This window comes from Pseudarthrobacter sp. NPDC058362 (genome assembly GCF_042723515.1).
GTDB lineage: Bacteria > Actinomycetota > Actinomycetes > Actinomycetales > Micrococcaceae > Arthrobacter.
Genome location: NZ_JBHXIW010000004.1, coordinates 259,214 through 278,217, shown reverse-complemented (window position 1 = coordinate 278,217; position 19,004 = coordinate 259,214). Strand labels below are relative to the sequence as shown.

The window sequence follows — 19,004 nt, the reverse complement described above, 5'->3', positions numbered from 1 at the left end:
CCGCCGTTCCCAACTATTCTTTGAACGTATGGAAAATGACGTCAAGCACAATGCACAAACGTGCAGATTGGACAGGTGATGGCTCCCTCGCGCACAGCCGATGCCCTTCGGGCGGCGCAGATGTACTACCTGCAGGACCTGACCATGGATGCCATAGCGCGCGAGCTGCGCACGTCCCGGTCCACGGTGTCGCGGCTCCTGTCCTCCGCCCGCGAGACCGGTCTGGTACAGATCCAGATCCGGAATCCACTGGATACCGGCCCGGAACTGGAAGGAATGATCAGGCAGCGGTATAGCGTCGACGTCCACGTGGTTCCGGTGCTTGAGAGCCTGAACGAAGCGGAAACCCTGGACCGCGTGGCGCTCCAGGCAGCCCGCACCATCGGGCCGCTGGTGGAGTCCAACGCCATTATCGGCGTGGCCTGGGGGTCCACGCTCAGTGCAGTCAGCAGGCACCTGACCCGCAAGATCACCCATGACAGCGTGATTGTCCAGCTGAACGGAGCGGGCAACATGCACACCACCGGCCTGACGTACGCCAGCGACATCATGCGGCGGTTCGGCACCGCCTACGGGGCCCGGGTGGAACAGTTCCCGGTTCCGGCGTTCTTCGATCACGCCGCCACCAAGACAGCCATGTGGAATGAACGCAGCGTTCAACGGATCCTGGCCCTCCAGTCGAAGATGGGCATTGCCATCTTCGGTGTTGGCTCCGTCCACGCCGACTTTCCCAGCCATGTCTATGCCGGCGGCTACCTCGACGAGGCCGACCTGAACATCCTCGCCGCCTCGGACGTGGTGGGAGACGTGGCCACAGTGTTTTTCCGCGGCGACGGCTCTTCCGACGGCATCGTCCTGAACGAGCGCTCCACGGGCCCGTCGCTTGCACAGCTGCGCCAGGTGCGCCGACGGATCTGCGTGGTCTCCGGCGAGTCGAAAGTCAACGGACTCCGGGGGGCGCTGGCGGCGGGACTGGCCACGGACCTCATCCTGGACGAAGGGACTGCGCGCCGCCTGGTGGAGTTCGAGGGTGTCACGGCCTGAAGTGGGTAAAGTCGAAACATGAGGAAATCACCGCAGCTCAGCCTGAACAACGGCGTGCTGATCGACCAGCTGGGCTTCGGACTCTATAAGGTGCCCCCGGCAGATACCGCAGACGTGGTGGCCACGGCCCTCAGCGCCGGCTACCGGCATTTCGACACCGCCGCCATGTACGGCAATGAAACCGGCGTGGCCCGCGGGATCAGTTCGCAACTGGACGGGCAGCCGGGAAACGGCGGATCCGGTGAGCTCCACCCCACCCTGTCCAGGGAGGACGTCTTCGTCACCACAAAGGTCTGGAACGAGGATCACGGCTACGATGCCACCCTCAAGGCCTTCGATACCTCCATGGTCAATCTGGGCCTGGACTACGTGGATATGTACCTCATCCACTGGCCGTGCGCCCGGCGGGGCTTGTTTCCGGACACCTACCGCGCCCTTGAAACGCTGTACCGGGAGGGCCGGGTCCGCGCCATCGGCGTCAGCAACTTCCAGCCCGCCCACCTGGACCGGCTCCTGCAGTCCGCCGAAGTGGTGCCTGCGGTAAACCAGGTGGAACTGCACCCCTGGCTGCAGCAGGAGGAGCTCCGTGCCAAGCACTCGGAACTGGGAATCCGCACCGAAGCATGGAGTCCTCTGGGCCGCGGCCAGGTCCTGGCCGACCCCGTTGTGGCCGCCTGCGCCACCGAGCACCGCAAAACCGCGGCGCAGGTAGTCCTGCGCTGGCACATGCAGCTGGGAAACATCGCCATCCCCAAAGCCAGTACCGAAGCACGCATCCGCGAAAACCTTGACATCTTCGGATTTGAGCTCTCCGACCGGGACATGGCCGCGCTCGCCGGCCTGGAACGCGGCCAGCGCACCGGATCCCACCCGGACAACGTCAATTAGGGGCGGCCCCGTGGAAACAGCACACACCGGCCGGTCCGCCGCGCCCCGTTTCATCAGCCCGGCCCTGGCGGAGCGCACTACCGCAGCCACGGTAGAGCTGGAAGATGCCACCGTAGCCTACTGGACCTATGAGCCGGAACAACCAACACCGGACACCCGCACCATCCTGGTGATCCACGGCTTCCGGGGAGACCACCACGGACTCCTGCGGGTGGCCGACCTGCTGCCGGATATGCGAATTATCATGCCTGACCTCCCCGGCTTCGGAGCCTCCACGGCTTTCCGGACCGGCGAGCATTCCGTGACCGGCTATGGCAGGTTCATCGCCGGGTTTCTGGCGGCCCTGGACCTGGGACCGGACACGGTGCTGCTGGGACACTCGTTCGGTTCCATCGTTGCTGCGCATTTCGTGGCGACACACCCCGGGGCCGTCACGCCGCTCATCCTGGTGAACCCTATCGCTGCGCCGGCGCTTGAAGGCCCCAAGGGGATCATGACCCGGCTCGCTGTCCTCTACTACAAACTGGCGGCCAGGCTGCCCAGCAGACCGGGGCAGGCCCTCCTGCGCAGCCCGCTCATTGTCCGCGTGATGAGCGAAGCGATGGCGAAAACCCGGGATCCGGACCTGCGCCGGTTCATCCATGGCCAGCACCATGCCTACTTCAGCGCGTTCGCCAACCGCGAGAGCCTGCTCGAATCCTTCCGGGCATCAGTGGGAAGCCACGTGTCGGAGGCGGCTGGCGGCCTCACCCTCCCCGTCCTCCTCATCGCGGGCGAAAAAGACGAAATCGCCGCCCTGCCCGACCAGCACCGACTGGCCGCGATCCTGCCTGACGCAGAACTCAAGGTGATTCCCGGCGTCGGACATCTGATCCACTACGAAACCCCGGAACCGGCCGCCGCACACATCCGCAGCTTCCTTAAGGACCATCCCGCGTGAAGATCATCATCGATGCACGATTTACCAGGATCGGCCACCACGACGGCATCAGCCGCTACGGCGCCAGCCTGATCGCGGCCACGGCCAGGATCGCCGAAGTTTCAATGTTGATCTCCGACACCAGGCAACTGGGGATGCTCCCGGACGTGCCGTACACAGTGATCAACAGCCCATTGTCTCCCCGCGAGCTGTTCGTCGCCCGGACAGTCAACAAACTCGGCGCCGACGTGGTGGTATGCCCCATGCAGACGATGGGCACATGGGGCCGCAGGTACGGCCTGGTGCTGACCCTGCATGATCTCATCTACTACGAACACCCCGCCCCGCCCGGCTTCCTGCCCGCCCCGGTCCGGCTCCTGTGGCGGCTGTACCACAAGGCCTACTGGCCGCAGCGGCTCCTCCTGGACCGGGCGGACACGGTGGCCACCATCAGCCGCACGACGCAGGCGCTGATCGCCAAGTACCGGCTCACCCGGCGCCCGGTCAGGATCATCAGCAACGCTCCGCAGCCGGGGCAGGTGCCACGGGACGCCGCCGCCGGAGCCGAGAAATCGCTGCTGTACATGGGTTCATTCATGCCGTACAAGAACGTCGAGGCCATGGTGGCCGGGATGGCAGGACTCCCTGGCTATACCCTGCACCTGCTCAGCCGGATCACTCCTGCGCGCCGGGCCGAACTCGAGCCCCTGGTCCCGCCGGGCGCGTCGGTGGTGTTCCACAACGGGGTCTCCGACGAAGAGTACGACGCGCTGCTGCGCCGGGCCACGGCCCTGGTGAGCCTCTCCCGTGCGGAAGGTTATGGCCTGCCGCTGGTGGAAGCCATGGCTGTCGGAACCCCGGTGATTGCCAGCGACATTCCGATCTTCCGCGAGGTGGGCGGCGATGCAGCCGGCTACGTTGATCCGGACTCCCCCGGCCAGTTCAGCGAAGCAGTGCTGCGGCTGCAGGATCCGGAGTACTGGGAGTCCGCCTCCCGCCGTTCAGTGCAGCGTGCCGCGGAGTTCAGTTGGGATGAATCCGCCCGGCAGTTGGTGGACGTGGCCGCCGAGATCGTTGCACGGCGCCGGCGCTAGAGGACGTCCACGCCGTCCAGCCGCAGCTGGACAGGTTCGTCGGTTCTTTTCGCTGCGGCAGCGGCCTTCGTCGCGCGGAGTACCCGGGCGACGGCGGACGCCTGGCCGTACGGGAAAAACAGCAGCGTCCGCACGTCCTCAGCGGGCCGCCGGGACGTTGCCGGACCGGAAAGCAACGGGGCGGGACCGGCGCTGCGGAGCGTGACGCCGGCTGCAGCGAGTTCTCCCAGGGCCGTGGCGGTGAAGTGTTCGACGGCGGCCCTTGGGCCAGTAACCGAGGCAATGCGGACTGCGGGGGGAAGCTGGAGTTCAACCCGCAAGGCGAGCTCGCGAGCGGCATAGCCGGACGGATCCCAGCGAAGCAGCGCTCCGACTGCGGCCGTTTCCGCTGCGGTCACCACCACGAGGCCACCTTTGGCTGCCGGGCGGACCAAGGCGGCAGCATTGAACCACCGGCGGACTGTGTCTTCACCAGCCCGCAGATTCTCGCGGCGCAGCAGTGAGTCCCCGTCCAGCAGCAGCGCCGCCGCGTACCCGCCCTCGGCCACCGGTTCTGCGCCGATGGTTGCCACTACGAGGGCCTTCGCCGCGCCAACGGAGGCCTTCACCTGGTCACCGGAGGAGGTGACAACTGTCTTCCCCGGAAAACCGCGGCCCAGTTCCTCGGCCGTACGCAGCACACCGGTGGCGCCCTTCCGCAGCCGGCGGCCGCCGCAGTGCGGGCAGGCCCAGTCGGGCGCCGTGGTGGAGCACCAGCGGCATTGGGGCGCCGGCGAGCTGCCGCCGGGATAGGCCAGCGGCCCCTGGCACACCTGGCAGCGCGCAGGCTCCCGACAAGTTTCGCAGGCGAGGGACGGCAGATAGCCGGCACGGGCCACCTGCACCAGGACAGGGCCCCGTTCCAGCCCTTCCCGGGCTGCACGCCACGCGGCACCGGGCAGCCGGGCAATGCTGGCAAGTGGGTCGCGTTCCTGTTCGAAGCTGTCCGCCGTGTTCAGCACGCGCGGCACCGCGCTACGCACAACCGCCCGGTCGGCCTCGACGGGCAAGGCCCAACCGGACTCCACCAGCCGCTGTACCTCGGTGCTCCGGGCGTGTCCGGCCAGGAGGCAGGCTGCGTTTCCCTGCCCGGCCCGCAACAGCAGGACTTCCCGGGCATGGGCATACGGGGCACGCTGTTCAATATGGAGGTCATCGCCGTCATCCCAGCAGATCACCAGGCCCAGATTCCGTACCGGCGCGTACGCCGCGGATCGGGTGCCAATGACAATCTGTGCCGTGCCGGCCAGGACCCGGAGGAAGTTGCGGTACCGCGGCGTCGGTCCGTCCTCAGCGGTCAGCCGTGCGATGGCCCCGGCGGGCACCAGGTCCGCCAAAGCCGCCTCCAGCCTGCCAAGGTCCCGCTGGTCCGGCACCACCACGATGGCGCCGCGGCCCGAAGCGTGGACGGCTGAAACTGCGGACGCGAGAAGGTGCGGCCAACCTGCGGGACCATACCCCTGGAGCGGGTTGACGACGGCGCGCGGGCACCCGCCGTCGGACAGGTGACGGAGGAACGCGGGGCCGTTGCGGTAGGTGTCCCAGGGGGTCGGCGCCGCAGAGCCGCCATGCGCCGTCGCCGCTCCGGGGGCAGGCGCTGCGGCCTCCGCCGCCACGTAGTCCTTCTCCGCACTGGCTACGCGCGGCGGTACCGCCACGCGCAGCACGTCACTGACCGTGCCGGCATAGCGGGCGGCGACGGCGAAGGCAAGGTCACGGACCTCAGGCGTAAGGACAGCGACCGGGGACACTACTTTCGCCAGCGGCACCAGCGAGTGGCCGGCGTCCGATTCCGCGACGCGTTCCAGCAGGTACCCGCCAAGGTCCTGGCCGTTGAACTTGACCTTGACCCGGACGCCCGGCTGCGCAGCCTGGTCCATGTCCACCGGAACGGCGTAGTCGAAAGGCCGGTCCAGGTGCGGCAAGGAGGACTCCACCAGCACCCGGGCCACTGGCAGGTGCGGCGCCGGGGTGATGCCCGCGGGCATCGTCCGGGTCGGAAAACCCTGCAGGAGGGACGGCTGGAGGGACTGTTCAGCGGCCACCCGGCTGCCTCCCTTCAGTGCGGCGGTGCTGCAGGGCAGCCGGAATCAGGCGTTGAAGTAGGCCTTCAGTTCGTCGACGCGGTCCAGCCGTTCCCAAGTGAAATCGGGTTCGTCCCTGCCAAAGTGGCCGTGTGCTGCCGTCTTGGCATAGATGGGCCGCTTCAGGTCCAGGGCATCGATGATGGCACGCGGACGGAGGTCGAAGATCTCCGCTATGGCAGCACTGATCCGGGCCGGGTCCACCGTCTCGGTGCCGAAGGTCTCCACGTAGGTGCCCACCGGGCGCGCCTGGCCGATGGCGTAGGCGATCTGGATTTCGGCCCGCTTTGCCAAACCGGCTGCCACCACGTTCTTGGCAACCCAACGCATGGCGTAGGCGGCCGAACGGTCCACCTTGGACGGGTCCTTGCCGGAGAAGGCCCCGCCGCCGTGGCGGGCCATGCCGCCGTAGGTGTCCACGATGATCTTGCGGCCTGTCAGTCCGGCATCACCCACCGGGCCGCCGATGACGAACTCGCCGGCCGGGTTGAGGATGTTCCGGGTCCGCGAGATGTCCAGGTTGGCACCGGCCAGGACGGGGTCGATCACGATCGAGGCCAGGTCCGCGCGGAGCTGGTCCAGGCTGGCGCCCTCGGCGTGCTGGCTGGAGATCACCACGGTTTCCACGGAGACCGGAACGTTACCGTCATAGCCAACCGTCACCTGAGTCTTGCCGTCCGGCCGGAGGTATGCCAGTTCCCCGCTCTTGCGGACCTCAGTGAGGCGCTCGGACAGGCGGTGCGCCAGCCAGATGGGCGTAGGCATGTAGGAGGCGGTTTCGTCGCTGGCGTAGCCGAACATCAGGCCCTGGTCCCCGGCGCCCTGGAGGTCGTAGTCGTCTTCCTGGCGTCCCTCACGGGCTTCGAGGGAGTTGAATACTCCGCCGGCGATGTCGTTCGACTGCTGGCCGATGGACACCGAAACGCCGCAGCGTGCACCGTCGAAGCCATTGGCGGAGGAGTCGTAGCCGATGCCCAGGATGGTCTCGCGGACAATCTGCGGGATCTCGACGTAAGCATCGGTGGTGACCTCGCCGGCCACATGGACCAACCCGGTGGTGGCCATGGTTTCCACTGCCACGCGGGATTCGGGATCTGCGGCGAGCAGGGCGTCCAGGATGGCGTCACTGATCTGGTCGCAGATCTTATCCGGGTGGCCTTCGGTCACGGACTCGGACGTGAAAAGCCGGAGTGCGGACGGCATGGCCGCGTGGGACGGGGGAAGATGCAGCGGTAAAGTCACTCAACTACCTTACTGGTTGGGATCCCTGCCCCCGTCGGGAGACGTCGGCAGATGTCGCAGTTCGAAGCAATCGTGGGCTGGAACACGTTTAAGGGCGGGGCGAGACCCGCTCCAGTTCAAGGCCGATCCTGGCCACGATGGCGGCGGCAACGTCGGCCTTGGTGCCGGCCGCCTCCTGTGGTTCGGCGCCGGAGCGGGCAAGGATGACCACGGAATTGGTGTCCTGGCCGAAAACCCTGTCCGTACCTACGTGATTGACCACCAGCAGGTCGCAGCCCTTGCGCTGGAGTTTAGCCTCCGCGTGGGCCAGCACGTCGCCGTCGTCGTCGCCCGTTTCCGCGGCGAACCCGACAATGAGTTGGCGTCCGGCACGGCCCGCCGCGTTCCGGCGTTCGACGAGTTCGTGGAGGATGTCCGGGTTCCGCACCAGGGCGATCATGGGATCCCCGGCGCCGTCGCGTTTCTTGATCTTGGTGTCCGACACCTCTGCGGGGCGGAAATCCGCTACGGCGGCGGACATGATGACGACGTCGGAACCCGCCGCTGCGTCCAGGGCGGCGTCCCGAAGTTGCAGCGCAGTGTCCACCCGGGCCACCTCGACCCCGGCGGGCGGCGCCACATCCATGTGCGCGGCAAGCAGGCGCACGGTGGCGCCGGCATTCCGGGCTGCCACGGCGAGGGCGACGCCTTGCTTCCCCGAGGACCGGTTACCCAGGAACCGCACGGGGTCCAGGGGCTCCCTCGTGCCGCCGGCGCTGATGGTTACGATGCGTCCCGCCAGCGGCAACTGATAGTCGGAGCGGCCCTGGACCAGTGCCATGGCGGCTTCGAAGATGGCTTCCGGTTCGGGCAGCCGGCCGGGGCCGGAGTCCGTCCCCGTGAGCCGTCCGGTGGCGGGCTCCAGGACAGCAGCGCCGCGTGAACGGAGGGTCTCCACGTTGGCTTGGGTTGCCGGGTGCTGCCACATCTCGGTGTGCATGGCCGGGGCGAAAAGGACGGGTCCGCGCGCCATGAGCAGAGTGTTGGTCAGCAGGTCCCCTGCCAGGCCCGCTGCAGCCTTCGCCAGGAGGTCTGCGGTTGCCGGTGCAATGACCACCAGGTCCGCCTCGTGACCCAGCCGGACGTGGTTGACCTGGTGGACATCGTCGAACACGCTGTTGCTGACAGGGTTCCCGGAGAGGGCCTCCCAGGTGGCGGTGCCGACGAACCGGGTGGCCGCTTCGGTGGGGATCACCGTGACGTCATGGCCGGCTTCAGTAAAAAGCCGGAGGAGCGATGCCACCTTGTAGGCGGCAATCCCTCCCCCGACTCCGAGGACTATGCGCACGTGACCTCCGTCAGCAGCGGGTCAGCCTGGGCAGATTATTCTGCGGCTTCGATCGGCGTGGAAACGAGCTTGCCCTCATTGATCTCGCGCAGGGCGATGGACAGCGACTTCTCGTTGAGCTTGGTGTCGACCAGCGGGCCGACGTACTCGAAGAGGCCCTCGTGCAGCTGGGCGTAGTAAGCGTTGATCTGACGAGCACGCTTGGCACCGAAGATCACCAGGCCGTACTTGGAATCGGCTGCCTCAAGCAGCGAGTCGATCGGCGGGTTGATGATGCCTTCAAGGTTCGTGGACACGAATTCTCCAAATTCCTAGCGGGCTGATGCGGTCCGGCGGTCAGCGCGGGTGCGGGGTCAGCCCCATGAGTGAAACAAGCTCGTCCGCTGCCCGGCGGACATCGTCATTAATGACGGTGTGGTCAAACTCCGGTTCAGCAGCAAGTTCCAGTTTAGCGGTTTCCAGCCTGCGCTGCTGTTCCTCGGGTGTTTCCGTGCCGCGGCCCACCAGCCGGCGCACCATTTCGTCCCAGCTGGGCGGGGCCAGGAAGACAAACTGGGCGTCCGGAACGGCGGCTTTGACCTGCCGGGCGCCCTGCAGGTCAATTTCCAGCAGCACCGACCGACCGTCCGCGATGGCCTGCTTCACCGTGCTGCGGAGCGTGCCGTAGGTGTTCTGGCCGTGGACCACTGCCCATTCCAGGAATTCCCCCTCGGCGACCAGGCGTTCGAACTCGTCCTTGGTCTTGAAGAAGTAGTGCACGCCATCCACTTCGCCGGGGCGGGGAGCCCGCGTGGTGGCCGATACGGAGAGCCAGACTTGGGGGTAGTTGTCCCGGATGTAGGTGGATACGGTGCCTTTGCCAACGGCCGTGGGGCCAGCGAGGACTGTCAGTCCGGGTTTCTTGCTCACGTATTCCTTTAGTGGAGGGGGTTCGGGGTGACGGGTGGGGCCACAGCGGACGCGGCGTCCGCCTATTTCTCGTCTATAAAATCTACCAGCGCCTGGCGCTGGTGCACGCCGAGACCGCGGACCCGCCGGGACGACGCAATGCCAAGCTGCTCCATGATGGCCGCCGCCCGGACCTTGCCGATGCCGGGCAGCGCTTCGAGGAGTTCCACGACGCGCATCCGCGCGAGGGCGTCGTCTCCGGCGGCGGCTCCGATGATGTCGGCCGCGGACCGTTTACCGTTCTTGAGGCTTTCCTTGGCAGCGGCGCGGGCGGCGCGGGCGGCCGCGGCCTTGTTCAGGGCATCAGCCCTTTCCGACGCGGACAATGGTCGCAGGACCATGGCAGGCACCCCCGGACTTGGCGGATTTCATCCAAGGGCGGCCGCCCATGGACCTGTCCTGAAACTACCCCCTGCCGCAGCATGAAGCAATGCATCGGGGAAAACGGGTGGCTATGCCGCCGTGAGCCCGTCCAGCGTCCGCGCCGCGGCCTCCCGGAGGCCCGCCAGGTCCGGACCTGCGGACAGGATTTCCCTGCTGGATGTGCCAAGGACCAGCGGATATGCGCCGCCGAAGGTGGAACGCAGGTCCGCCGGCGTGGCTCCCTGCGCACCCAGGCCCGGAGCGAGGACGGGGCCGCGGACGGCCGCGAGGTCCAGGCCGAGGTCTGCCAGGGCCTGCCCGACGGTCGCGCCGACCACCAGGCCCACCGATCCCATGGCGCCCGGGTACCGGGAGTTCTCCGCCGCAGCTGCCATGGCGATTCTCCGTGCCACCGAATCAGCGCCGCCGGCATGCTGCACGGACGGCCCTTCCGGATTGGAGGTCAGCGCCAGCACGAACACCCCACGGCCCGTGGCCGCCGCAAGCTCCAGGGCCGGACGGAGGGACTCAAAGCCCAGGTAGGGACTGAGGGTCACGGAGTCTGCTGCCAGCGGGGATCCGTCGCGCAGCCACGCATCGGCGTACGCGGCCATGGTGGAGCCAATGTCGCCGCGCTTGGCGTCGGCGATGGTCAGGACGCCCGCCTCGGCCGCGGCGGCCAGCAGTTCCTCAAGGACTGCAATACCCGCGGAACCGTGCCGCTCGTAAAGTGCCACCTGCGGCTTTACCGCGGCAGCGAGGGACGCCACCGCCTCAATAACCGTGTGCGAGAAACGGCGCAGCCCCTCGACGTCGTCCGCCAGGCCCCACGCTGCCAGCAGCGAAGGGTGCGGGTCGATGCCGACACACAAGGGACCGCGGGCGGCCATGGCCGCGCCAAGCCGGGCACCGAACGGTTCCCGGCCCGGCGCGGAAACCGGTACCGCCTGCTCAGGCATTCTGCAACGCCGCCTTCTGCGACTCGGCAAGGGCCGCGGCGTGCTCCTGCAGGCTGGTGACCGACCATTCGTAGGTACGCATCGCCTCGATGGCCTGGACCGCGGCGTTGAACTCAGCCACCGTCGTGATGCACGGGATGCCGATCGACGTGGCCGCGGCGCGCAGCTCGTAACCATCGCTGCGGGCCTCGCCACCGGAAGGCGTGTTGAAGACCATGTCGATCTGCCCGGCGACGATAAGGTCGGCGATGGTACCTTCGCCCTCGGCGCTGCTTCCCTCGGCGACCTTCCGGACCGGAGTGGCCTGGATGCCGTTACGGCGCAGCACGTCCGCGGTGCCGCCGGTGGAAACGATCTCGAATCCGAGGTCGGACAGCCGCTTGACGCCCATGATCACCGAACGCTTGTCCCGGTTGGCGACGGACACGAAGACCTTGCCCTCGGTAGGCAGGGCGTTGTTCGCTGCGGCCTGGCTCTTGGCGAACGCGGTGTCGAAGTGCTTGTCGATGCCCATGACTTCGCCGGTGGAACGCATCTCGGGGCCGAGGAGGCTGTCCACCACCTTGCCTTCCAGGGTGCGGAACCGGCTGAACGGCAGCACCGCTTCCTTGACCGAAACGGGCGAGTCCAGCGGCAGCGTGGAACCGTCCCCGGTTTCCGGCAGCATCTTGTAGGCGCTGCGCAGCTGCCCGATGGTCACGCCGGTACCGATCAGTGCGGCCGCCTTCGCCATCTGCACACCGGTGGCCTTGGACACGAACGGCACCGTACGGGACGCGCGGGGGTTGGCTTCCAGGACGTAGAGTACGTCCGAGGCCAGCGCAAACTGGATGTTGATCAGCCCGCGCACGCCTACTCCTTCGGCGATGGCGCGCGTTGCGGTGCGGACCCGTTCCAGGACGTTGGCTCCCAGGGTAATGGGCGGCAGGACACAGGCGGAGTCGCCGGAGTGGATCCCGGCTTCCTCGATGTGTTCCATGATGCCGCCCAGGTAGAGGTCCTTCCCGTCGAAGAGGGCGTCGACGTCGATTTCGACGGCGTCTTCCAGGAACCGATCGATCAGCACCGGGTGGTCCGGGGTGATTTCGGTGGCGTTGGCGATGTACCGGGACAGGTTGGGTTCGTCGTAGACGATTTCCATGCCGCGGCCACCCAGCACATAGGACGGGCGGACCAGGACCGGATAGCCGATCTCGTCAGCGATCTTCTTGGCGTCCTCGAAGGACACGGCGGTGCCGTTCTTCGGGGAAACCAGCCCGGCCTTGTCCAGGACCCGGGAGAACATACCGCGGTGCTCGGCGAGGTCGATGGCCTCCGGGGAGGTGCCCAGGATGGGGACTCCGGCGTCGGCCAGCTGCTGGGCCAGCTTGAGCGGGGTCTGGCCGCCGAGCTGGACGAATACGCCCATAACGCCGCCGGTGCGTTCCTCGGCCGCGATAACCTCCAGGACGTCCTCGAGCGTCAGCGGCTCGAAGTAAAGGCGTGTGGAGATGTCGTAGTCGGTGGAGACGGTTTCCGGATTGCAGTTGACCATGACGGTCTCGTAGCCGGCCTTGCGCAGTGCCATGGACGCGTGGACGCAGGAGTAGTCGAACTCGATGCCCTGGCCGATGCGGTTCGGCCCGGAGCCGAGAATCAGGATCGACGGCTTCGCGTGCAGCGCCACCTCGTCCTCCTCGTCGTACGCCGAGTAGTGGTAGGGGGTGTACGCGGCGAACTCGGCGGCGCAGGTGTCCACGGTCTTGTAGACGGGGCGGATGCCGAGGGCCTGGCGCACTCCGCGGACCACGGCCTCGGAGTTGTGGGTGAGGGAGCCGATCTGTTCGTCGGAGAAGCCGTGGCGCTTGGCCCGCTTGAGCATGTCCGCGGTGAGGGCGCCGGCCTGGCGGATTTCGTGCGAGATCTCGTTGAGGAGCTGGAGCTGGTCCAGGAACCAGGGGTCGATCTTGGTGGCCTCGAAGAGCTGCTCAACCGTGGCACCGCCCAGCAGGGCGCGCTGCACCTGGTGGAGCCGGTCCGTCGTCGGGCGCTTTGCCTTTTCGATGAGCTCAGCGACTTCCCATTCCGGGACGGAGCTGAAATCCAGCTGGGAGCCCTTCTGCTCCAGGGAGCGCAGGGCCTTCTGCAGGGCCTCCGTGAAGTTGCGGCCCATGGCCATGGCTTCGCCCACCGACTTCATGGTGGTGGTGAGGGTGTTGTCCGCGGCGGGGAACTTCTCGAACGCGAACCGGGGCACCTTGACCACCACGTAGTCCAGGGTCGGTTCAAACGACGCCGGAGTCTTCTGCGTGATGTCGTTGGGGATCTCATCCAGGGTGTAGCCCAGGGAGAGCTTGGTGGCGATCTTGGCGATGGCGAAGCCGGTGGCCTTGGAGGCCAGCGCCGAAGAGCGGGACACGCGGGGGTTCATTTCGATGACCACCACGCGGCCGGTGGCCGGGTCGATGGCGAACTGGATGTTGCAGCCGCCGGTGTCCACTCCCACTTCGCGGATGACGGCGATGGAGATGTCGCGCAGCCGCTGGTATTCGCGGTCGGTAAGGGTGAGGGCGGGCGCCACCGTGATGGAGTCGCCGGTGTGGACGCCTACCGGGTCGAAGTTCTCGATGGAGCAGACCACCACGACGTTGTCGTTCTTGTCGCGCATCATCTCGAGCTCGTATTCCTTCCAGCCCAGGATGCTCTCTTCGAGCAGCACCTCGCTGGTGGGGCTGTACTGCAGGCCCTGGCCCACGATGCGGCGAAGGTCGTCCTCGTTGTAGGCGAGGCCCGAGCCCAGGCCGCCCATGGTGAAGGAGGGGCGGACCACCATGGGATAGCCTAGGTCGTCGGCCGCCTTCAGGGCCTCGTCCATGCTGTGGATGATGTGGCTGCGCGCGGATTCGGCGCCGCAGCGTTCCACCACGCCCTTGAACTTCTCGCGGTCCTCGCCAAGTTCGATGGCTGCAATGTTGGCGCCGATGAGCTCCACGTTGTACTTCTCGAGCACACCGTTCTTGTCCAGCGCGATGGCCGTGTTCAGCGCGGTCTGTCCGCCCAGGGTGGGCAGGACGGCGTCGGGACGTTCCTTGGCGATGATCTTCTCCACCACCTCGGGAGTGATGGGTTCGATGTAGGTGGCATCGGCGAACTCGGGGTCCGTCATGATGGTGGCCGGGTTGGAGTTCACCAGGATGACGCGGAGGCCTTCATCTTTCAGGACGCGCAGCGCCTGGGTGCCGGAGTAGTCGAACTCGGCCGCCTGGCCGATGACGATCGGGCCGGAACCAATGACGAGGACGCTCTTGAGATCGGTACGTTTCGGCATTACTTCTTGTCCTCAGTCTGGTTGTGGTGCTGGTCGGCGTTCATGTCGGTTCCGGCTGCGGGGTTCTCCGCGCCGGCGGGGTGCTTCCCGTCCACCGGCTCCTTGGACAGGTTGGCGGTGCGCCCGTCGCGGGTGCCCTCCATGAGTTCGATGAAGCGGTCGAACAGGTAAGCGGCGTCGTGCGGGCCGGCGGCGGCTTCCGGGTGGTACTGGACCGAGAACGCCGGGATGTCCAGGCACGCGAGGCCCTCGACGACGTCGTCATTGAGGCTGACGTGGCTGACCTCGACGCGGCCGTAGCGCTCTTCCGGCGCCCGGGTGGCGCCGTCCAGCGGAGCGTCCACGGCGAAGCCGTGGTTCTGGGAGGTAATTTCCACCTTGCCGGTGCGGCGGTCCATCACAGGCTGGTTGATGCCGCGGTGGCCGTAGCGCAGCTTGTACGTGCCGAACCCGAGCGCGCGTCCCAGGATCTGGTTGCCGAAGCAGATGCCGAAGTAGGGAATCTTCTCGTCCAGCACCGAGCGCAGCAGGCTGACCTGGGTGTCAGCCGTGGCGGGGTCGCCAGGTCCGTTGGACATGAAGAAGCCATCCGGGTTGACGGCCTTGACGTCGTCCAGCGTGGCCGTCGCAGGCAGGACGTGGACCCGGACGCCGCGCTCGGCGAAACGGATCGGCGTCATGGCCTTGATGCCCAGGTCGATAGCGGTAATGCTGAACCGCGGTTCGCCTTCCCAGCCGTGGTCCTTCGGCTCCACTACGTAGGCTTCGTCCACGCTGACTTCCTCGGCCAGCCGCGCGCCCTCCATCGGGGCGCTGGCCAGGACGGCATCCACCAGGTCCTTGTCCGTGGCGAGTGCCGCGTCGCCGGAGAAGATGCCGGCGCGCATGGTCTTGTGCTCGCGCAGGTGGCGGGTGATGGCCCGGGTGTCCACGCCCTGGATGCCAACTACTCCCTGGGCTACGAGCTCCTCGTCGAGGGAACGCTCGGAGCGCCAGTTGGACGGGCGGCGGGCGGCGTCGCGGACAATGTAGCCGGCCACCCAGATGCGGCGGGACTCGGCGTCCTCACTGTTGACGCCGGTGTTGCCGATGTGCGGGGCGGTCTGGACCACCAGCTGGCGGGCATAGGAGGGATCGGTGATGGTTTCCTGGTAGCCGGTCATGCCGGTGGCGAAAACCGCCTCGCCCAGTGCGGTGCCGGTAGCGCCGTAGCTGGTGCCGCGGAAAATGCGTCCGTCTTCGAGGACCAGCGCTGCGGGAGCGGAGGTGGATGTTGTCACTGTATTCGCTTTCACTGTCTTACTTTCCACTGTTGGCGTCAGCCGCCGGGGCTGAAGAAATCAAGTTCCGGAGTGCCGTCAGCAGCACGTCCTTGTCCGCGGCCCGGCGGGTGCGGAAGCCTGTGTCCAATTCGTGCCGGCCATGCAGCCAGGCAAGCACCAGCAATCCGTCCGTTTCCACGAACTTACCGGCCATGCCGCTTTCCTGGCGAACATCCGCCAGGGCTGCTGCGGGGATGTACAGGGCCGGCGCGCCTGCGCGGTCGAACATCACGCCGTGCGGGTAAACGGCCAGCGTGGCGTTGGTGCGGATGCCGAGGCCGTGCACAGCAATCCGGTCGAGCCAGTCGCCTCCGGTGGTGGTGGCGACATACTGGCCTTCCGCTGCGGCTACCGGCTCACCGGGTGCGCCGGGCACCTCGGGGAGGCGGTCGACGTCGGACTGGCGCCTGAGGCGGTTCCGCCACCCTGCGCGGATCATCAGGAGGGAGGCCGCGATCAGCACCAGGGTGATGATCGCGGTGAGAAGTTTGGTATCCATCAGGCAGCTCCCGCCGGGGTCTCCGGCGAAAGGACGCAAGGGGTATTGAGCTCGCCGTCCAGAACGGTGGGGTGGCCGCGATAGAAGGTGGCTACCACCTTGCCGGGCAGTTCCCTGCCCTTGAACGGCGAATTCCGGCCCTTGGTGGCCATCCGGAACGGGTCCACGGTCCAGCGGGCGGCCGGGTCCACCAGGATCAGGTTGGCCGGTTCGCCTTCCGCCAGCGGCCTGCCCTGGTCCGTCAGCCGGCCGATGTGGGCGGGGGCGGTGGAGGTGACGCGCGCAAAGTCCGCCCAAGTCATCAGGCCGGTCTCGATCATGGTGTGCTGCACTACGGAGAGGGCGGTTTCCAGCCCGGTCATGCCCATGGCCGCCTGCGCCCACTCGCATTCCTTGTGCTCGCTGGGGTGCGGAGCGTGGTCGGTGCCCACCACGTCGATGGTGCCGTCGGCGAGGCCGGCGCGCAGCGCCTGGACGTCGGCGTCGGTGCGCAGCGGCGGATTGACCTTGTAGACGGGGTCGTAGCTGCGGACCAGGTCGTCGGTCAGGAGCAGGTGGTGCGGGGTGACTTCGGCGGTGACGTTGATCCCTCGGGCCTTGGCCCAGCGGATGATTTCCACGGACCCGGCCGTGGACACGTGACAGACGTGCAGGCGCGAGCCGACGTGCTGGGCCAGGAGGACATCACGGGCGATGATGCTTTCCTCGGCCACGGCGGGCCAGCCGGCAAGGCCCAGGACTGCGGAGACATCACCCTCGTTCATCTGTGCCCCGGCGGTAAGGCGCGGCTCCTGCGCATGCTGGGCCACCACGCCGTCGAACGCCTTGACGTACTCCAGCGCGCGGCGCATCAGGACCGGGTCATGCACGCAGATGCCGTCGTCGGAGAACATCCGGACGCGTGCGCGGGAGTCCGCCATGGCGCCGAGCTCGGCCAGCTGCTCACCCGCCAGGCCCACGGTGACGGCGCCGACGGGGCGTACATCAACCCAGCCTGCCGCGCGGCCCAGGCTGTAGACCTGCTCCACCACTCCGGCGGTGTCAGCGACGGGAGTACTGTTAGCCATCGCATGCACGGCTGTAAAGCCGCCCAGGGCGGCGGCGCGTGAACCGGTCTCCACGGTTTCGGCGTCCTCGCGGCCGGGCTCGCGGAGGTGGGTGTGAACATCCACCATCCCGGGCAGCGCCACCAGGCCACCGCCCTCGATGACAGTGGCGTCCTCGGCTGAAAGTCCGGTTCCGGTGGCGGCGATGACACCGTCCCGGATCAGCAGGTCGGAGGCTTCGCCGCCCAGGATGGCGGCTCCGCGGATCAGGTACGTTCCGGTGTTGGCGGCCATCAGTTGTTCTCCTTGGGGGAATGGGTGCCGGCGTAGGCCAGGGCAGGGGCGGCTTGTGTCCGGGTGTCCCCCGACAACAGCAGGTACAGTGCGGCCATGCGGACCGAGACGCCGTTGCGGACCTGCGCCAGGACCGTGGACCGGGGCGAATCGGCTGCAGCGGCGCAGATTTCCAGGCCGCGGTTCATGGGGCCGGGGTGCATGATGATCGTGTCTTTCATGCCGAGGTTGTCCAGAGCCTGCAGCCTGGTGTCGCCGAAGCCCCAGCGGCGCGAGTACTCGCGCGTGGTGGGGAAGAACGACGCGTTCATGCGTTCGCCCTGGACGCGCAGCATCATGACAGCGTCAGCCCCCTGGGCCAGGGTGTCGTCCAGGTTGTAGCTGACCCTGCAGGGCCATTTTTCGACGCCGATGGGCAGCAGGGTGGGCGGCGCCACCAGTGTGACGTCTGCCCCGAGGGTACGCAGCAGCCAGACGTTGGAGCGGGCCACGCGGGAGTGCAGGACGTCCCCCGCGATGACAACCCGCATGCCCTTCAGGTCTGCGCCTTCGGACGCGGTGCCGGACAGGCGGGCCCAGTGGCGGCGCATGGTGAAGGCGTCCAGGAGTGCCTGGGTGGGGTGTTCGTGGGTGCCGTCGCCGGCGTTGATCACGGCCGCATCGATCCAGTCAGTGGCAGCAAGGCGGTGCGGGGCGCCCGAGGCCCAGTGCCGAATCACGACGGCGTCTGCCCCCATGGCGGACAGCGTTTGGGCGGTGTCCTTCAGGGACTCCCCCTTGGACACCGAGGATCCCTTGGCGGCGAAATTGATGACGTCCGCGGAAAGGCGCTTGGCTGCAGCCTCAAACGAGATACGGGTGCGGGTGGAGTCCTCGAAGAAGAGGTTCACCACGGTGCGGCCCCGCAGCGCGGGCAGCTTCTTGACTTCCCGCTCCCCTACCGCGGACATCTCTTCGGCGGTGTCGAGGATACGAACGGCGTTGGCCAGGCTGAGGTCTTCAGTGGACAGCAGATGCCTCATGGACGCCCCTCGATGACAACCTCGTTGACGGCGGCGGAACCGGCCGGGGTATCGGTCTCCTCGAGCCGGACCCGGACTTTCTCGGCCGAGGACGTCGGGAGGTTCTTTCCCACATGGTCCGCCCGGATGGGGAGTTCGCGGTGGCCGCGGTCGATCAGGACGGCAAGGCGCACGATGCGGGGGCGGCCGAGATCCACGAGGGCGTCCAGCGCGGCGCGGATAGTGCGGCCCGAGTACAGGACGTCGTCAATGAGGACCACCACCTTGTTGTCGATGCCCGTCCGCGGCAGCTTGGTGGGGTAAGGAGGCCGGGTGCCCTGGCGGGACAGATCGTCCCGGAACATGGTGACGTCAAGCTGCCCCACGATTGCTGCGGGGTCCACGGACGGATCAGCGGCTGCGATCTTGTGCGCCAGCCGGAGTGCCAGCGGATAGCCGCGGCGCGGGATGCCCAACAGGACCAGGTCCTGGGACCCCTTGTTGGCTTCAAGGATCTCATGGGCGATACGAGTGAGTGCCCGGTCGATATCGGCCTGGTTGAGGACAACCCTGGCCGGACCCGGCGCGTTGGTGACAGAAGTCAACGCTCGTCTCCCCTTTCCCCGCC

17 protein-coding genes are annotated in these 19,004 nt (G+C 67.3%); 4 read left to right on the top strand and 13 right to left on the bottom strand.

The features are described 5' to 3' along the window. Positions 1 to 78 precede the first annotated feature (78 nt). From ACFWIX_RS11005 to ACFWIX_RS10990, 4 genes are read left to right on the top strand one after another with little or no spacing between them, the layout of a single operon-like run. Positions 79 to 1,044: a sugar-binding transcriptional regulator gene (locus ACFWIX_RS11005; RefSeq protein ID WP_377216195.1), complete on the top strand. Its 966-nt coding sequence runs from the start codon at positions 79 to 81 to the stop codon at positions 1,042 to 1,044. A gap of 18 nt (positions 1,045 to 1,062) precedes the next feature. Then, entirely contained in the window at positions 1,063 to 1,932 is an 870-nt protein-coding gene (locus ACFWIX_RS11000; RefSeq protein WP_377216148.1) for an aldo/keto reductase, read from the top strand. Between the two features lie 10 nt (positions 1,933 to 1,942). After that, a complete protein-coding gene (locus tag ACFWIX_RS10995) occupies positions 1,943 to 2,872 on the top strand; it encodes an alpha/beta fold hydrolase (protein ID WP_377216147.1) in 930 nt (309 codons plus the stop codon). Further along, positions 2,869 to 3,945, top strand: a complete 1,077-nt coding sequence (locus ACFWIX_RS10990) for a glycosyltransferase family 4 protein (protein ID WP_377216146.1) — start codon at positions 2,869 to 2,871, stop codon at positions 3,943 to 3,945. The genes ACFWIX_RS10995 and ACFWIX_RS10990 overlap by 4 nt, the downstream gene beginning before the upstream one ends. Here ACFWIX_RS10990 and ACFWIX_RS10985 read toward each other — a convergent pair. The 13 genes from ACFWIX_RS10985 to pyrR all read right to left on the bottom strand — a co-directional run bounded on the left by ACFWIX_RS10985 (position 3,942) and on the right by pyrR (position 18,981). Further along, positions 3,942 to 5,972 (bottom strand): primosomal protein N', encoded by a 2,031-nt coding sequence (locus ACFWIX_RS10985; RefSeq protein WP_377216194.1) that lies wholly within the window; start codon positions 5,970 to 5,972, stop codon positions 3,942 to 3,944. The two genes, ACFWIX_RS10990 and ACFWIX_RS10985, sit on opposite strands and share 4 nt — an antisense overlap. A gap of 102 nt (positions 5,973 to 6,074) precedes the next feature. Beyond that, a complete protein-coding gene (metK, locus tag ACFWIX_RS10980) occupies positions 6,075 to 7,310 on the bottom strand; it encodes a methionine adenosyltransferase (RefSeq protein ID WP_377216145.1) in 1,236 nt (411 codons plus the stop codon). An 88-nt stretch (positions 7,311 to 7,398) separates the two neighbouring features. Then, entirely contained in the window at positions 7,399 to 8,637 is a 1,239-nt protein-coding gene (coaBC, locus tag ACFWIX_RS10975) for a bifunctional phosphopantothenoylcysteine decarboxylase/phosphopantothenate--cysteine ligase CoaBC (RefSeq protein WP_377216144.1), read from the bottom strand. A 35-nt stretch (positions 8,638 to 8,672) separates the two neighbouring features. Next, the gene (gene rpoZ / locus ACFWIX_RS10970) at positions 8,673 to 8,933 is read right to left on the bottom strand and encodes a DNA-directed RNA polymerase subunit omega (RefSeq protein WP_003800778.1); all 261 of its coding nucleotides are present in this window, start codon (positions 8,931 to 8,933) and stop codon (positions 8,673 to 8,675) included. Positions 8,934 to 8,973: 40 nt separating this feature from the next. Then, positions 8,974 to 9,546: a guanylate kinase gene (gene gmk / locus ACFWIX_RS10965; RefSeq protein ID WP_377216143.1), complete on the bottom strand. Its 573-nt coding sequence runs from the start codon at positions 9,544 to 9,546 to the stop codon at positions 8,974 to 8,976. 62 nt (positions 9,547 to 9,608) lie between these two features. After that, positions 9,609 to 9,926 (bottom strand): integration host factor, actinobacterial type, encoded by a 318-nt coding sequence (mihF, locus tag ACFWIX_RS10960; RefSeq protein ID WP_377216142.1) that lies wholly within the window; start codon positions 9,924 to 9,926, stop codon positions 9,609 to 9,611. Between the two features lie 111 nt (positions 9,927 to 10,037). Continuing rightward, positions 10,038 to 10,907: an orotidine-5'-phosphate decarboxylase gene (gene pyrF, locus ACFWIX_RS10955; RefSeq protein ID WP_377216141.1), complete on the bottom strand. Its 870-nt coding sequence runs from the start codon at positions 10,905 to 10,907 to the stop codon at positions 10,038 to 10,040. Continuing rightward, positions 10,900 to 14,214, bottom strand: a complete 3,315-nt coding sequence (carB, locus tag ACFWIX_RS10950) for a carbamoyl-phosphate synthase large subunit (protein WP_377216140.1) — start codon at positions 14,212 to 14,214, stop codon at positions 10,900 to 10,902. Before carB ends, pyrF begins: the two co-directional genes overlap by 8 nt. Then, positions 14,214 to 15,509, bottom strand: coding sequence for a glutamine-hydrolyzing carbamoyl-phosphate synthase small subunit (gene carA / locus ACFWIX_RS10945; RefSeq protein ID WP_377216139.1), 1,296 nt, complete (start codon positions 15,507 to 15,509; stop codon positions 14,214 to 14,216). The genes carB and carA overlap by 1 nt, the downstream gene beginning before the upstream one ends. A 4-nt stretch (positions 15,510 to 15,513) precedes the next feature. Further along, complete coding sequence (locus tag ACFWIX_RS10940) at positions 15,514 to 16,035, bottom strand: hypothetical protein (RefSeq protein ID WP_377216138.1); 522 nt, start codon at positions 16,033 to 16,035, stop codon at positions 15,514 to 15,516. Beyond that, positions 16,035 to 17,375 carry a dihydroorotase gene (locus ACFWIX_RS10935; RefSeq protein ID WP_377216137.1) on the bottom strand — a complete coding sequence of 447 codons (1,341 nt, stop codon included), beginning with the start codon at positions 17,373 to 17,375 and terminating at the stop codon, positions 16,035 to 16,037. The genes ACFWIX_RS10940 and ACFWIX_RS10935 overlap by 1 nt, the downstream gene beginning before the upstream one ends. Beyond that, a complete protein-coding gene (locus tag ACFWIX_RS10930) occupies positions 17,375 to 18,397 on the bottom strand; it encodes an aspartate carbamoyltransferase catalytic subunit (protein WP_377216136.1) in 1,023 nt (340 codons plus the stop codon). Before ACFWIX_RS10930 ends, ACFWIX_RS10935 begins: the two co-directional genes overlap by 1 nt. Continuing rightward, positions 18,394 to 18,981: a bifunctional pyr operon transcriptional regulator/uracil phosphoribosyltransferase PyrR gene (pyrR, locus tag ACFWIX_RS10925; protein ID WP_377216135.1), complete on the bottom strand. Its 588-nt coding sequence runs from the start codon at positions 18,979 to 18,981 to the stop codon at positions 18,394 to 18,396. The genes ACFWIX_RS10930 and pyrR overlap by 4 nt, the downstream gene beginning before the upstream one ends. Positions 18,982 to 19,004 lie beyond the last annotated feature (23 nt).